The 14,354-nt window shown below is 68.6% G+C and carries 12 protein-coding genes; 4 read left to right on the forward strand and 8 right to left on the reverse strand.

Annotated elements, in window-relative coordinates; translation table 11 throughout:
* The first annotated feature begins 232 nt into the window (after positions 1 to 232).
* From GA0111570_RS00125 to GA0111570_RS00140, 4 genes are all read left to right on the forward strand, one after another.
* Positions 233 to 1,564: a magnesium transporter MgtE N-terminal domain-containing protein gene (locus GA0111570_RS00125; RefSeq protein ID WP_175557249.1), complete on the forward strand. Its 1,332-nt coding sequence runs from the start codon at positions 233 to 235 to the stop codon at positions 1,562 to 1,564.
* Complete coding sequence (locus GA0111570_RS00130) at positions 1,561 to 2,853, forward strand: NRAMP family divalent metal transporter (protein WP_217633939.1); 1,293 nt, start codon at positions 1,561 to 1,563, stop codon at positions 2,851 to 2,853. The genes GA0111570_RS00125 and GA0111570_RS00130 overlap by 4 nt, the downstream gene beginning before the upstream one ends.
* 544 nt (positions 2,854 to 3,397) lie before the next feature.
* Positions 3,398 to 5,629 (forward strand): catalase/peroxidase HPI, encoded by a 2,232-nt coding sequence (gene katG, locus GA0111570_RS00135; protein WP_092605158.1) that lies wholly within the window; start codon positions 3,398 to 3,400, stop codon positions 5,627 to 5,629.
* A gap of 232 nt (positions 5,630 to 5,861) precedes the next feature.
* Entirely contained in the window at positions 5,862 to 7,565 is a 1,704-nt protein-coding gene (locus tag GA0111570_RS00140) for a S49 family peptidase (RefSeq protein ID WP_217633940.1), read from the forward strand.
* Between the two features lie 21 nt (positions 7,566 to 7,586).
* Here GA0111570_RS00140 and GA0111570_RS00145 read toward each other — a convergent pair whose 3' ends face one another.
* The 8 genes from GA0111570_RS00145 to GA0111570_RS00180 all read right to left on the reverse strand — a co-directional run bounded on the left by GA0111570_RS00145 (position 7,587) and on the right by GA0111570_RS00180 (position 14,276).
* Entirely contained in the window at positions 7,587 to 8,570 is a 984-nt protein-coding gene (locus tag GA0111570_RS00145; RefSeq protein WP_092605160.1) for an ABC transporter substrate-binding protein, read from the reverse strand.
* 267 nt (positions 8,571 to 8,837) lie between these two features.
* Positions 8,838 to 10,157 (reverse strand): TRAP transporter large permease, encoded by a 1,320-nt coding sequence (locus GA0111570_RS00150; RefSeq protein WP_092605162.1) that lies wholly within the window; start codon positions 10,155 to 10,157, stop codon positions 8,838 to 8,840.
* 1 nt (position 10,158) lies between these two features.
* Entirely contained in the window at positions 10,159 to 10,791 is a 633-nt protein-coding gene (locus tag GA0111570_RS00155; RefSeq protein ID WP_092605163.1) for a TRAP transporter small permease, read from the reverse strand.
* 69 nt (positions 10,792 to 10,860) lie between these two features.
* On the reverse strand, positions 10,861 to 11,880 hold the full coding sequence (locus tag GA0111570_RS00160) for a TRAP transporter substrate-binding protein (protein WP_092605165.1): 1,020 nt from the start codon (positions 11,878 to 11,880) through the stop codon (positions 10,861 to 10,863).
* Positions 11,881 to 12,070: 190 nt separating this feature from the next.
* A complete protein-coding gene (locus GA0111570_RS00165) occupies positions 12,071 to 12,637 on the reverse strand; it encodes a carboxymuconolactone decarboxylase family protein (protein ID WP_217633941.1) in 567 nt (188 codons plus the stop codon).
* A complete protein-coding gene (locus tag GA0111570_RS00170) occupies positions 12,634 to 13,110 on the reverse strand; it encodes a methyltransferase family protein (protein ID WP_092605167.1) in 477 nt (158 codons plus the stop codon). The genes GA0111570_RS00165 and GA0111570_RS00170 overlap by 4 nt, the downstream gene beginning before the upstream one ends.
* Before the next feature lie 87 nt (positions 13,111 to 13,197).
* Complete coding sequence (locus tag GA0111570_RS00175; protein WP_092605169.1) at positions 13,198 to 13,596, reverse strand: VOC family protein; 399 nt, start codon at positions 13,594 to 13,596, stop codon at positions 13,198 to 13,200.
* A gap of 113 nt (positions 13,597 to 13,709) precedes the next feature.
* Positions 13,710 to 14,276 carry a DUF488 domain-containing protein gene (locus tag GA0111570_RS00180; protein WP_092605171.1) on the reverse strand — a complete coding sequence of 189 codons (567 nt, stop codon included), beginning with the start codon at positions 14,274 to 14,276 and terminating at the stop codon, positions 13,710 to 13,712.
* Positions 14,277 to 14,354: the final 78 nt, after the last annotated feature.

Below are 14,354 nucleotides of genomic sequence, written 5' to 3' on the forward strand. Positions count from 1 at the left end.
ACCGATTGTGTTGGGCGAACATCCAAGCCCTGAGGGGCGCATGGGGGGAGCGCCTCCTCAGGGCCCGCCCCAGTGTAGTGAGTCGATCGTCCAACCTCGTTGTCGGATCAATGTGATGCCTGCCACGGACTGGCTCCCGGTGGGAGGGCGACTGGCCGTCCGTGGCTCGATGGGGGGATCATCTACCTCGGTGCCCCGGATGGTGCCGGTGTACGTCGAGGAAGGCAGTCGCATGGAATCTCCTCTGAGCGCCTTGGGTGCGAACGCGGGTGGCGGGCGTCGACGCTCCGAGAGGCGCCGGGAGTTGTCGGGGCTGCTGGTCTCGGTGGCGGGTCTGGTGGGTCGTCCCGTACGTGGCCAGGACGGAGCCCCCGTCGGGCGGCTCGACGACGTCGTCGTACTGGCCGGTGACCCGCACCCGCCGGTGGTCGGGTACACCGTCCGGATCGGTCCGCGCAGGGTCTGGCTCCACGCCGAGGACGTCGCAGGTGTCGAGCAGGGCGAACTGCGGCTCCAGGCCTCGAAGTTCGATCTGCAGGACGTACGCCGACGTCCCCTGGAGATCCAGCTCTACCACGATGTCGTCGACCACCAGTTGGTCGATCTGCACGGGGTCCAGGTCGTGCGCGCGTCCGATCTCTACCTCGGCGACGTCGGTGACGGGTGGCGGCTGGTGGGCGTCGACACCTCCTGGTCCACCTTCCTGCGCCGAGCGTTGCCCGGCCGGCGTGGTCGGCACCCGTCACCGTCCGGGGTGCTGGACTGGGCCGGCATCCATTCCATGGCGGTCTCGGAGGAGCAAGGCGTTCAGCTCGACGTTCCCAACGAGCAGTTGAAGCTCCTCAGCGCGGCCGAGCTCGCCGACCTTCTCGGGGACCTGGGCCGCAGCGAACGCCAGGAGTTGCTGGACGACCTCGACACCGAGGACGCGGCCGATGCCCTGGAGCTGATGTCCTCGGCCGACTCCGCCAGCGTCCTCGGGGATGCCGAGGTCGGCCGTGCTGCCGAGTTGCTCGCCACCATGGAGCCCGACGAGGCTGTCGAGGCCCTGCGTGAACTGTCCCTCGAGGACCGCGAGGCCCTGCTCAATGAGCTGGCCGAGGAGGACGAGGGTGAGCTGCGTTCCCTCCTCGGCTTCGACGAGGACACCGCGGGCGGCATCATGACCTCGGCGATGCCCGTGGTGCCGGCGGACTCCACCGTGGCGGATGCCGTACAGGCCCTGCTCGAGGGGCGAGGAGACTCCGGCCAGTCGGAGGTGGTCCTGCTGGTCGATGGGAGCGGGGCGCTGGTCGACGACGTCAGCGCCCTCGAACTGCTCGGCGAGGATCCCGGCCGGCCGCTGGCCGAGCTGGTCGGGCCGCCCTGGCCGACCACCGTACGCGCCGACGCGTCCCTGGACGATGTGGTCGATGCCGTCCGGGACAATATCGGCGCGTCGATGGTGGTGGTGGACGAGGCGAATCGCCCGCTCGGCCGCATCCTGGCGGATGACATCATCGACGCCCTCGGGGACATGGAACGGCGTTGGCCGTGGCAGCGCGTCAAGGGAGGCAACGCATGAGCATCGTGCAGCACGAACCGGCGGTGGAGGAGCCGGAGGCCAGCGGTGTCGGTCGCCTGCGGCGCATCGCGATGGTTGCGGCGGCACTGGGGGCTGTCGTCGGGCCGGGGCTCATCGCCGGGCTGTCGGATGACGACCCTGCTGGTATCACGACCTACTCGACGCTGGGGGCTTCGTACGGCTACCAGCTGTTGTGGGTCCTGGTCGTCTCGACCCTCGCCCTGATCGTCTTCCAGGACCTCGGTGCGCGGATCGGTGTCGTGACGGGGCAGGGCCTGGCCGGCCTGATCCGGCAGCGCTACGGCGCCAAGGCAGGGGTCCTGTCGATCGCCGCGCTCGTGGCGGCGAACATCGGGACCACCACCGCCGAGTTCGCCGGCATCGCTGCCGGAACCGAGATCTTCGGCCTGTCGCGGTACATCTCTGTGCCCATCGCCGCGATCGCGGTGTCGGCCCTGGTGCTGCGTGGCGGTTTCCGGGGGATCGAGCGGGTGCTGATCGTCCTGTCCGCCGTCTTCCTGGCCTACATCGGTGCGGGCATCCTCGCCCGGCCCGACTGGGGCGCCGCCTTCCAGGGCATGGTGGTTCCCGCGATGCCCCTGACCAAGGATGCGATGCTCATCACGACCGCCACCCTGGGCACCACCCTGGCCCCGTGGGGCCTGGCGTTCATCCAGTCCTACGCGGTCGACAAGAAACTCGGGACCAAGGAACTCGGGCTGCTGCGGATCGATGTCGTCACCGGAGCCATCCTCACGGGAGTGATCGGGTTCTTCGTCGTCGTGGCCTGCGCCGCCACGATGCACGCCCATGGCATCCGGGTCAGCGACGCCGCCAGTGCGGCCGTTGCCCTGGAGCCGCTCGCCGGTCCGCTGGCCAAGGAGCTGTTCGCCGTCGGACTGCTGGGCGCCGCCCTCCTGGCGGCCTCGATCCTGCCGCTCTCGACGGCCTACTCCGTGTGTGACGTGGCGGGACGGCCCGCAGCGCTCGACGACACGCCACGGGAGGCTCCGTTGTTCTACGGGACCTTCGCCGCCGTCACGGTCGTCGGTGTCGTCCTCGTGCTCCTGCCGGGGGTCTCCCTGGTGCCGATCCTGGTCCTCACGCAGGTCCTGAACGCAGTCCTGCTGCTGCCCCTCCTGGCGTACATGGCGGGGATCGCCAGGGATCCGCGGCTGATGGGGGAGTACGTCGCCGGGCGTTCGGTCACCTCGGTCTACTACCTCGTGATCGGGTTGGTCGTGGTGTGCATCGTGGCCATGCTGGTACTCACCTTCGTGCCGCAGTGATGCATGGAGCGGTACGGCCGTGACCGCGACAGCAGTACCCGGTCTCGCTGAACTTCCACATCCGCCGAATCACCATCCGTGACGATCGGGTGGTGGCTGCGAATCTCATCAGCTACGACAAGAATCCTTGGATGTTCACGGTGAACCTGCTGGAGTTCCGGGGCGACAAGGTCGACCGCGAGCGCCTCTACGTCATAGATGGCTGGGAGGCCGCGGATTGGCGCACGCCCTGGCGGTCGCAGACCCCGGCGGCCCACCTCCGCCGGCCCCCTAGATCTCCGACATCCTCTGCGGTAGCGACGCCAGGTCATCGAGTCCGACAGCGCTCTTGACGGGCTCCAGAAGGCGGCGCACAGTCGGAACATGTCAATGGCGGAGCACCCGGTCCAGTTGCGGACGGTCGTTCTGCGCCCGACGAACCCCGGACTCGCGGTGCTCGTGAAGGCCGGGGCACCTCCGTACGTCGCCACTCCGGCGTCGCCACCCCTCCCTGTCCCGATCACTTCATCACCCTTGACGACCCACCCATCGAAAGGGAAATCCCGTGACATCTGACGCCCGCCCGCCCTATCCGGCGGATGACACCCAGAGCACCAGCGAGAGCGAGAACCCGGCGATCCCGACGCCGACCCCCAAGGCCCACGCCCCGATGAGGAACCAGGACTGGTGGCCGAACCAGGTCGATGTCTCGGTGCTGCACGCCCAGGGCGAGAAGGCCAATCCGCTCGGTGCCGATTTCGACTACCGGGAGGAGTTCAAGAAGCTCGACGTGGAGGCGCTCCGACGGGACCTGGTCGAGGTGATGACCTCCTCACAGGAGTGGTGGCCCGCCGACTACGGGCACTACGGCGGCCTGTTCATCCGGATGAGCTGGCATGACGCCGGCACCTACCGCACCGGCGACGGCCGGGGCGGCGGCGGGCAGGGCGCCCAGCGCTTCGCCCCGCTCAACAGTTGGCCCGACAACGCCAACCTGGACAAGGCGCGCCGCCTGTTGTGGCCGATCAAGAAGAAGTACGGCAGGAGCCTGTCCTGGGCCGACCTGCTGGTGCTGGCCGGCAACGTGGCCATGGAGGCCATGGGGTTCCGGACCGCCGGCTTCGCCTTCGGGCGCGAGGACATCTGGGAGCCGGAGGAGACCTTGTGGGGCCTCGAGGACACCTGGCTGGGCACGGACAAGCGCTACTCCGGTGAGCGGGAGCTGGCCAAGCCGTTCGGCGCCACCACCATGGGCCTGATCTACGTCAACCCGGAGGGCCCGGAGGGCGAGCCGGATCCGGTCAAGGCGGCCATCGACATCCGCGAGACGTTCGGCCGGATGGCCATGAACGACGAGGAGACCGCTGCCCTGATCGTCGGTGGGCACACCTTCGGCAAGACCCACGGTGCCGGCGATCCCACCCTCGTCGGCCCGGAGCCCGAGGCGGCCCCGATCGAGCAGCAGGGACTGGGCTGGAAGAGCTCGTACGGCACGGGCAAGGGGGAGGACCAGATCACCAGCGGCCTGGAGGTGGTCTGGACGCCCACGCCCACCCAGTGGGACAACAGCTTCCTGGAGACCCTGTACGGCAACGAGTGGGAGCTCACCAAGAGCCCGGCGGGCGCCTGGCAGTTCGTCGCCAAGGACGCCGAGGACATCATCCCCGACCCCTTCGACGCGTCAAAGAAGCGCAAGCCCACCATGCTGGTCACCGACCTGTCGATGCGCGAGAGCCCGATCTACGCCGACATCACGCGCCACTGGCTGGACCACCCCGACGAACTGGCCGACGCGTTCGCCAAGGCGTGGTTCAAGCTGCTGCACCGGGACATGGGCCCGGTCTCCCGCTACCTCGGGCCCTGGGTGCCGAAGGAGACCTACCTCTGGCAGGACCCGGTCCCGCCGGTCGACCACGAACTGGTCGACGACCAGGACGTCGCGCAACTGAAGGACACGATCCTGGGGGCGGGGCTGTCCCCGCGGGAACTGGTGTACACGGCGTGGTCGGCCGCGGCCAGCTTCCGCGGCACGGACAAGCGCGGCGGCGCCAACGGGGCGAGGATCCGGCTGGCCCCGCAGAAGGACTGGGAGGTCAACGAGCCCACCCAGCTCGCCAGGGTGCTGGCAGGGCTCGAGCGGATCCAGCAGGACTTCAACGCCTCGGCATCAGGTGGCAAGAAGATCTCGCTGGCCGACCTGGTCGTGCTGGCTGGTTCGGCCGCCGTCGAGGCGGCGGCGAGGAACGCCGGGTTCGACGTCACGGTGCCCTTCGTCCCCGGTCGCACCGACGCCTCCCAGGAGCAGACCGACGCCGAGGCGTTCGACGTGCTCGAACCCCGGGCCGACGGCTTCCGCAACTACCTGCGTACGGACGAGGAGACCCAGGTCGAGCGCCTGCTGGTGGAGCGGGCGTACCTGCTGGACCTGACCGCTCCGGAGATGACCGCCCTCGTCGGCGGTCTGCGGGTGCTGGACGCCAACTTCGCCGGCAGCAAGCACGGTGTGTTCACCGACCGGCCGGGCACCTTGACCAACGACTTCTTCGTCAACCTGCTGGACATGGGTACCGAGTGGAAGGCATCGGGGTCCGAGGCGAACGTCTACGAGGGACACGACCGCTCCACCGGTGGGCTGAAGTGGACCGCCACCGCCAACGACCTGGTCTTCGGGTCGCACTCCCAGCTGCGCGCGCTCGCCGAGGTGTACGCCCAGGACGACTCGAAGGAGAAGTTCGTGCAGGACTTCGTCAGGGCCTGGGCCAAGGTGATGACCAACGACCGGTTCGACCTGGCCTGATCCGGGATCCCGGCCAGGCCGGTTGGTGAGCGGTCCGGGCTGGGCAGGCACGCCCAGCCCGGACCGCCTGCGGGCCTTCCACTTCTTGATCGTGTACCGCAGACGGTGCGGGATCAAGAAGTGGAGCGCGGCGAGGCTCGTGCACCGGCCCGGTGCGATCCTGCCGCGAGGTGGACCGGATCGGCGCCGGCAACGACGTACGCCGGCTCCGGAGCCCACGTACCGTGGATGTGTGCCGAACCTCAGCTCTTTCCCCGACCTCTCGACGCTGCTCCGTACGGCCGTGGGCCGTGATGCCGAGCAGGATGCCGCCACCTGGGCCATCGTGGACCTGCACGGTGGCTACCCGGCCCACCAGGGCCTCGCCCTGCCGTCCGTGCTGGGTCGACCCGAGTCGCTCGAGTCGCTCGTCGAGCGCCTCGACCAGCTCGCCGGGATGGACTCCGTCCGCGGCGTCCTCGTCCGCGTGGTCAACCTGACCGCCGGCCTGGCCACCTGCGAGGCGATCAGCCGAGCGCTCGGCCGCCTCCAGCAGGGCAAGCGGGTGGTGGCCTACCTGCCGCAGGTCACCATGCGCAGCCTGCTGGTGGCCGCCGACGTACGCGAGGTGGTGGCCCCGGAGTCCGCCGAGGTGATGCTGACCGGCTTCGCCGCCGAGCGGGTGTTCTACGGCGAGTTCCTCACCCGGCGCGGGATCGGCTTCGAGAACCTGCGCATCCGCGAGTACAAGTCGGCGCTCACGCGCTTCTCCGACGACCACATGGACGACTACGAGCGCGAGCAGCTGACCGCCTACATCGACTCCGTCGAATCCTCCTGGCTGACCGCCGTGACCCGCGACGGTACCGCTGCGTCGGCCACCGGTGGTGGGGACACCGCCGGACCCTCCGCCCCCGACCCCGAGCCGGACGTCCAGCAGGGCTCCTCCGGTCCGGACGTGCTGGATGCCCACTTCACCAACGCGACCCAGCTCCTGGAGGCCGGCCTGGTCACCCGGATCGCGTACGACGACGAGATCGCCGTCCCCGCCGACCAGGGCTGGGCGCGCTCCCTGCAGTTCCTCGCGGCCCAGTTGGCCGGCAAGCGTCGGGCGAAGAAGGAGCCGGGCATCGCCGTCGTACCGGTGGTGGGTGCGATCGTGTCCGGCCGCAGCCGCCCCGGCGCGCCGCCCTTCGCCGGCCAGACCGCCGGCTCGGAGACCGTGGTCGCCGCGCTCCGCAAGGCCGAGCGGGACGAGAACACCTGGGCGATCCTGCTGCACGTCGACTCCGGCGGCGGTTCCGCACTGGCCTCGGACGTGATCTGCCGGGCCGTGGCGCGCTGCACCAAGCCTGTCGTCGCGGTGATGGGCGAGGTCGCCGCGTCCGGCGGCTACTACGTGCTCGCGCAGGCCGACCACGTGGTGGCCAGCCCGTTCACCATCACCGGCAGCATCGGGGTGGTCGTGGGCAAGCCCGTGCTGGCGGAGCTGAACGAGCGGATCGGCCGCAATCCCGAGACGGTCGGCCGCCAGATGGCGCTGTTCGGCAGCCCGAACCGTCCCTTCACCGAGCCCGAGCGGGCCTGGGCCGAGCGGATGATGGACGAGGTGTACGAGAGGTTCGTCGCCCGGGTGGCGGAGGGGCGCCGGCTCAGCCCCGAACAGGTGAACGAGATCGGCCGGGGGAGGATCTGGAGCGGGGTGGACGCACACGAGCGCGGACTAGTCGACGAACTGGGCGACCTGCAGACCGGCATCGCCGCGGCACGCCGGCTGGCCGGGCTGTCGGACGACGCCCCCGTACGGCCGGTGTCCGCCGGGTTCACCCTGCCGGGAGCGCCGAACTTCGGGAAGGACCCGGCCGCAGCGGTGGCGGCCATCGCGCTGTCGGCGGTGTGGCCGTTCGGTCAGGAGCTGGTGCTCACCTGGTTCGACTCCAGCGTCACGATCCGCTGAACGCCACGCGCCTACCCGGGGTCAGCCCTTGGTCGGGTCGTACACCATCGAGCCCAGGTCCTGCTTCTTCTCCAGGTTGCCCAGCTCCATGGTCAGGGTGTTCCAGACCTCCAGGTCGGCGGCCTGCGGGTAGCCGGTCTTCCAGGCCGGGATCTCCATCGTGGCGATGATCTCCGGGGAGGTCTTGGAGTAGCCGGCCACCAGGTTGCGGGCCAGTTCCGGGTCGGCGGCCAGGTCGGCGTTGGCGCGCTGCAGCGCGGTGGCGAAGGCCGCGGCGGTGTTCGGGTTCTTCTTCACGAACGCCTCGGTCATCGCCACGCCGGCGATCGGGATGTTGGCGGTCGGGCCGGTGTACGTCGAGCCGAGGTCGACCATGCCCTTGCTCTTCATGATCGCCTGGGCCGGTTCTGGCGTCCAGGCCGCGTCGATCGCGCCGCGCTCCAGGGCTGCCGGCATCTCGGTGAACGGCAGCTCCATCAGCTGGATCGAGGCCGGGTCGACGCCGTTCTCCCGCAGCGTGCTCTTCAGGGTCAGGTCGCCGACGTTGTTCAGCGCGTTGACGGCGACCTTCTTGCCGGCCAGGCCCTTGATCGTGGTGATCCCGGAAGCCGGGTTGGCGAAGATGCCGTTGTCCTTCTCGTTGCCGTTCGCCCCGAGGGCGATGATGCGCAGGTCGATGCCGTTCTGCTTGGACAGCAGGAAGCTCGGGTAGGTGCCGAACGCCGCCTGGAAGTCCCCGGAGACCATCGTCGCGATCGAGGTGCCGGGCGCCGCCTGCGGGGTCACGGTCAGGCCGGCCTCCTGGAAGTAGCCCTTCTGGATCGCCTGGAACAGCCCGGCGTGGTCGACGACCGGGGTGTACCCGACCTTCATCTCGGTCACCTCGGGCTTGCCGTCGTTGCTCGGGGCGGCCTTGCTGTCCGCGCCGCACGCGGCCAGCGAGACGGTCAGCAGCGAGGCCAGGGCGACGGCGCCCAGACGGGCGATGAGCTTCGGTGCGCGCATGCACAACTCCTTTGTCGTGGTCAGACGTGGTCACGTCTGCGTGGGGACCGTGGGGACGCAGGAAGCCGGCCACGTGCGGTCGCTTCATGCTCGTGTGACGCGCAACACATGTCAACGTTTACATATATTGAGATCCGAGATGGGCCCCATCAGCCGCGTCAATGCCGGGCACTCCGGCCGAGGAAACGACAGTGGGGCCCACCCCGAAGGGTGGACCCCACTGCAGGACCGTGACGGCAGGACCGTGACGGCAGGACCACTGTCAGGTCAGCGCATGCCCAGGGTGTGCGGCAGCCACAAGGAGATCTGCGGCACGAACGCGACCAGGAACAGGCCGATGATGATGGTCAGCAGGAACCAGCCGAGCTTCATGATGACCGGCTCGATCTTCAGGCCGGCCACCCGGGCACCGACGAACAGGACGTTGCCGACCGGCGGCGTGATCACGCCCACGCACAGGTTGTAGACGACCATGGTGCCGAAGTGCACCGGGTCGACACCGAACTGGGTGACGATGGGCAGGAAGATCGGAACGAAGATCAGGATGGCGGGCGTCGGGTCCATGAAGGTGCCGACGATCAGCAGGATGACCATCATGATGATCAGGATGACCGTGCCGTTGCTGGTCAGGTTCATCATCGTCTCGGAGATCAGGTCCGGGATCCGGGCGTACGCCATGACGAACGACAGTGCCGAGGAGACGCCGACCAGCAGCATCACGATGGCGGTCGTACGACCGGCGTCCACCAGGATGTTGGGCAGGTCGCGGACCCGGATCTGCTTGTAGATGAAGCCCAGGATCAGGCAGTAGACCACCGCGATGGCCGAGGACTCGGTGGCGGTGAACAGGCCCGACAGGATGCCGCCGATGACGATCACGATCATCAGCAGGGACGGGACGGCCCGCCAGATGATCATCAGCGACTGCCCGAAGGTGGGGTGCACCTCGACGACCGTGGGGTCGGTGACGCGGTTCTTGCTGCCGGTCAGGGCGACGACGAGCATGCACGCGATCAGCCAGATGATGCCCGGGCCGACGCCGGCGATGAACAGCGCGGCGATCGAGGTCGAGGACACCAGCGAGTACACGATGAAGGTGTTCGACGGGGGGATCAGCATGCCGGAGGGAGCCGAGGCGACGTTGACCGCGGCGGCCCAGGGCCGGTTGTAGCCCTCCTTCTCCAGGCGCGGGTTCATCACGGTGCCGACGGCGGCGGCAGCAGCGACGGCTGCGCCGGAGACGGCGCCGAACATGCCGTTGGCCAGGACGTTGGTGTGGGCCAGGCCGTGCGGTAGGCGTCCGACCATGACCTTGGCGGCGTCGACCAGTCGGCCGGCGATACCACCCTTGTTCATCAGGGCACCGGCCAGGATGAAGAACGGGATGGCCAGCAGGGTGAAGCTGTTGATGCCGGTGAACACGCGCGAGGCGGTGTTCATGGTGGCGACGCTCGGGTCACCACCGAGGATGACCGCGATGGCCAGGAACGACGAGAAACCGATGCTGACGGCGATCGGGACGGCCGTGATGATGCCGATGACGATGCCGAACAGCAGGATCATCGATGCGACGAATGCGATGTCCATCTCAGGCCTCCGGATCCTGCTTGTCGGGGTTCTGCTTGGGGTCGTGCTTGTGCTTGGGCTCGTCGGCATGGAGCAGGGCCTGCAGGTCCGGATCCTCCTCGAGCTCGGCCATGATCTCGGTGGCCTCGTCGAGCGCGGCCCCCTTCGGGTCGGCGACCGTGAGCGGGCCGACGCCGCGGATGTCCTCGATCATGTGGTGGATCGCGTAGAACGCGATGAACACGCCGGCGATCGGCATGACGACGTACGCCTCGCCGATGTTCAGCGGCAGCGCCGTCAGGTTCTGCATCCAGGAGTTCTGGGCGGCGAAGATGCCACCGAGGATGAAGACGATGACCGCGAACGCCAGCACGACCAGCTGGATGAAGACCGCGACGATCTTGCGGGCGGTGCGGGGCAGCAGTTCGACCACGAACGACACCGCGATGTGGCCACGCTCGCCGAAGACGAGGGCGGCGGCGATCAGGGAGGTCCACACGAAGGTGTACTTCGCGAGTTCCTCGGTCCAGGTCGACGGGTTCTGCAGAACTTCACGCGAGAAGACCTGCCAGACGACTGCCAGCACCAGGACGGTGAACAGGAAGGCCGTAAGGATCTTGAGTACCAGGTCCAGGCCATGCTTGATTCTCTCCATGGTTCCTCCTTTCCAGAGGGGAGCAGCCTGCGGGCCCGGCGCGTCGGCCGGGCCCACAGGTGAGTGACGTTACTTCTGCGCTGCCTGGAGCTTGTCCCAGAGAGCCTTCTGCGAGTCGGTGGTCAGGAACTTGGCCTGCAGCGGCTCGAGGGCGCTCTTGAAGGCGGCCGCGTCGACGTCGGAGAACTTCGCGCCGCCGGCCTTGGCGTCGGCGATCGCCTTTTCGGTGGACTTCTGCCACAGGTTGGTGTGCTCGGTCATCGCGGCGTCCCACTCCTTGTCGAAGGACGCACGATCCTCGGTGGACATCTTCTTCAGGGTGTCGGTGTTGATGATCAGGTAGTCGAGACCGACCAGGTGCTTGGTGTTGCTGAAGTACGGGGCCACCTCGAAGTGCTTCTGGGTGAAGTAGGAGACCTCGTTGTTCTCGGCGGCGTCGATCACGCCGGAGTTCAGGCCGGTGTAGACCTCGCCGTACGCCAGGGGGGTGGCGGAGGCGCCCATGGCCTGGGCCATGGCGATCATCAGGTCGGACTCCTGGACCCGGAGCTTCTTGCCGTTCAGGTCGGCCGGGGTCTTGACCGGGCCGAACTTGGTGTAGACCGAGCGCTCGCCCTGGGTGAAGCCACCGAGGACGGTGACGTGCTGGTTGCCCTCGAGGGAGGTGAAGAGGTCGCCGACGATCGACTTGTCGCGGATGACCTTCATCTGGCCGTCGATGCTGGAGAACGCCATCGGCATGTTCAGGACCCGGAAGTCCTTGTTCAGGTTCTCCAGCTGGGTGCCGGAGACGATGGCCATGTCGACCGAGCCGTTGGAGACCATCTGCAGGGCCTCCTGCTGGGCGCCCAGGGTCTCGTTCGGGAAGACCTGGACCTTCCAGCGGTCGTTGGTGTCCGTGGCGAGGCGCTTGCCGAAGTTGTCCAGCGCGATGTAGGAGGGGTGCGCCTCGGTCTGGTTCAGGGCCAGGCGGAGGGTCTTGCCGCTCGTGGCACCCGGGGTGCCGGAGCTACCCGAGCCGCCACAGGCGGCCAGGGTAAGGGTGAGCGCCGCTGCGGCGATGACTGCGAGCACCTTGGGCTTACGCATGTGGATGTTCTCCTCAATTCGGGGATGCCCCGGGACGGAGACGTCACATATGTCGAAGCACCGTCCTTGGTGGCAACTGCAGGCCTCAGTCAAGCCTCAGGGCGACAAACGACCGCAACGGTTGCACGAAGTTTCAGTGAGGAGGCTATGAGTGACCGGTGTCGGAGGTGTGAGTATGGACGGGCGCCGGTCAGTGTGCCGGCGGGAGCAGGCAGTGCTCCCCGAAACCGGCCGGCGTGACGCCCAGCCCCTGGTTGAAGCGCGCCCAGTAGTGCACCGAGGCGATCGTCGAGGCGAGCACCACCAGCTGGCGCTCGTCAAAGGCCTCGGCCATCCGGCCCAGCAGGTCCTCGTCGACGGCTACCGGGGAGGCGGACAGGCCACGGGCGTACGCGATCACCAGGTGCTCGGCCGGGCTGAACCCGGTCCGGCCGTCCTCGGTGCCGTCGCGCAGGGCGTACACGTCTTCGTCGCTGAGCCCCACTTCGCGGTGCCCGTGGGCGTTCATGTCGATGCAGAACGCGCAGTTGGCCGTCAGCGAGGCCGTGATCCGGGCGATTTTCAGCACCCGCGGGTTGAGCCCGGGGATCCGGTGGGCGGCCGTGGCCTCCAGGGCGCCCGCGCCCAGCGCGGTACGTGGGGACCAGGCCAGCAGCCGGGCGGGCACCATCCGACGGCCGGTGACGCGCTCTGCGATCCGGATGCCGAGCCACAGCAGGGGGTTCGTACCTGGGGGCTCGGGGATGACCGGGCTCACCGGCGCGGCCCGATCCAGCGGGGCACCCGGCGCATGTACTCGCGATAGTCCTCGCCGAAGCGTTCCTGGAGGGCGCGCTCCTCGGGCAGGATCTGGACGGCGGTGAGGATCGCGGCCAGGGCCGCGACCGGGGGTACGGCCCGCGGTGAACCGAGCCAGGCGGCGTGGGTGACCAGGGTGCCCGTCAGGGCCAGGTACATCGGGTTGCGGGTGTAGCGGTAGACGCGGCCGGTCACCAGCACGCTGGCATGCTCGGGGGTGCCCGGGTGCACGGTCGTCCCACGCTGCAGGAACTCGGTGACCGCCGCGATCCCGACCACCGCGCTGGCCGTGCCGATGGTGCCGGCGGTGAAGAAGCCGAGCGGGCCGGGTCGGTGCCGATAGCTCGGGCGGCCGGCCAGCAGCCACTGGGTCAGGCCGAACGCCGCCATCCATAGCGGCGGTGGGATGCGGGTGTCCAGCGGTGTCGCCATGTCATGCCTCTCCGGTGCGCCAGGTGCCGCCTGGACGTGCAAGGGTGCGGTCGGACGGCCGGCCGCACCCTGGTCCTACCGGTCAGGTCACCCCGCCGGGATCTCGTCCACGTTGATGAAGTTGCCGTCCGGGTCCTTGAACCAGACGGCGCGGCCGCCGCCCTCGTCCATCGTGGCGACCCCGTCGGACCAGGTCAGTCCCGGCATCTCGAAGGTCTCCAGGGTGACGCCGGCGCTCCGCAGCCCCTCGACCTCGGCGTCGAACGCCTCGGGCGGGACCTGGAAGGTCATTGCCGTGGCCTGGTTGGTGCCGGCGAACGTCGACTCGTAGACGAAGAACATCCCCTTCCCGGCGCAGTAGAACACCCCACCCTCGAAGTCGGTCTCGGACTGGCGCTTGAAGCCCAGTTTCGTCTCGTAGAACTCGGCAGCAGCTGTCAGGTCCTTGACCGGCAGCGTCGCCACCGATGCGTACTCGCCCAACATGATGAACCCCTCACCGATCGATCCCCGTGATCGGTCACGGTTCCAGCGTAGGTTGTGAGCTGGGTCACATCAATGGGCAAGGAACTGCACCGTTCCTGTCGATTTCGGTCTCCTCAGGAAGTTCTCGGCTCCCCATCCGGCTGCTCGCCCGGATCCCCACCGGACTCCGGCGGATAGGTGATCGTCAGGCCCTCCACGTGCGCGAACCGGGTCAGCGCGTGCGCCCGGGCCTTGCCCGGTCCCATGATGTCGAGTGCCTCGGCCCCCCGGACCAGCAAGGCGTCCCCGACCAGCGAGCGGTGGCACCGCCACGGGACCGCCTCGGCGCACATGATCGCCACGGTGTGGTCGGCGGCCAGGGCCAGCAGGTCGTCGACCGCCTCGGCGAACACGTCGGTCTGCATGTGGTCGGCGTAGCCGCGGAAGGACGCGTTGCGCCAGCCCGTGTTGGGGGAGTCGGCACGGCTGTGGCGCAGGCCGCCGAGGCGCTCCTCGTACCGGTAGTCGATCCCGGCCGCGGCGAGGGAAGCGGGCAGCGCGTCCCGGTTGAACTGCGGGTTGTGGCGCGACCGGGGGACCGTACGGATGTCGACCAGGGTGTCGACCCCGTGCTCGGCGAGCAGGGCGATGAACTCCTCGATCGGCCGGGTCGAGTGTCCGATCGTGTAGACGGTGGTCACGGCGTCTCCTCTCCGGTCGTCAGTGTGAGGCCCGAACCCTGCCCGGGGCGCCGGGGGAATTCTTGGATTGGGCCGCCG

The organism is Raineyella antarctica (assembly GCF_900092135.1).
Classification (GTDB): Bacteria; Actinomycetota; Actinomycetes; order Propionibacteriales; family Propionibacteriaceae; genus Raineyella; species Raineyella antarctica.

What these genes read in the sequence shown, in the direction of transcription:
- GA0111570_RS00125 (WP_175557249.1), top strand. Translation starts at nt 233, where the DNA reads ATGGAATCTCCTCTGAGCGCCTTGGGTGCGAACGCGGGTGGCGGGCGT.
- GA0111570_RS00130 (WP_217633939.1), top strand. Translation starts at nt 1,561, where the DNA reads ATGAGCATCGTGCAGCACGAACCGGCGGTGGAGGAGCCGGAGGCCAGC.
- GA0111570_RS00145 (WP_092605160.1), bottom strand. Translation starts at nt 8,570, where the DNA reads ATGCGCGCACCGAAGCTCATCGCCCGTCTGGGCGCCGTCGCCCTGGCC.
- GA0111570_RS00150 (WP_092605162.1), bottom strand. Translation starts at nt 10,157, where the DNA reads ATGGACATCGCATTCGTCGCATCGATGATCCTGCTGTTCGGCATCGTC.
- GA0111570_RS00155 (WP_092605163.1), bottom strand. Translation starts at nt 10,791, where the DNA reads ATGGAGAGAATCAAGCATGGCCTGGACCTGGTACTCAAGATCCTTACG.
- GA0111570_RS00160 (WP_092605165.1), bottom strand. Translation starts at nt 11,880, where the DNA reads ATGCGTAAGCCCAAGGTGCTCGCAGTCATCGCCGCAGCGGCGCTCACC.
- GA0111570_RS00170 (WP_092605167.1), bottom strand. Translation starts at nt 13,110, where the DNA reads ATGGCGACACCGCTGGACACCCGCATCCCACCGCCGCTATGGATGGCG.
- GA0111570_RS00175 (WP_092605169.1), bottom strand. Translation starts at nt 13,596, where the DNA reads ATGTTGGGCGAGTACGCATCGGTGGCGACGCTGCCGGTCAAGGACCTG.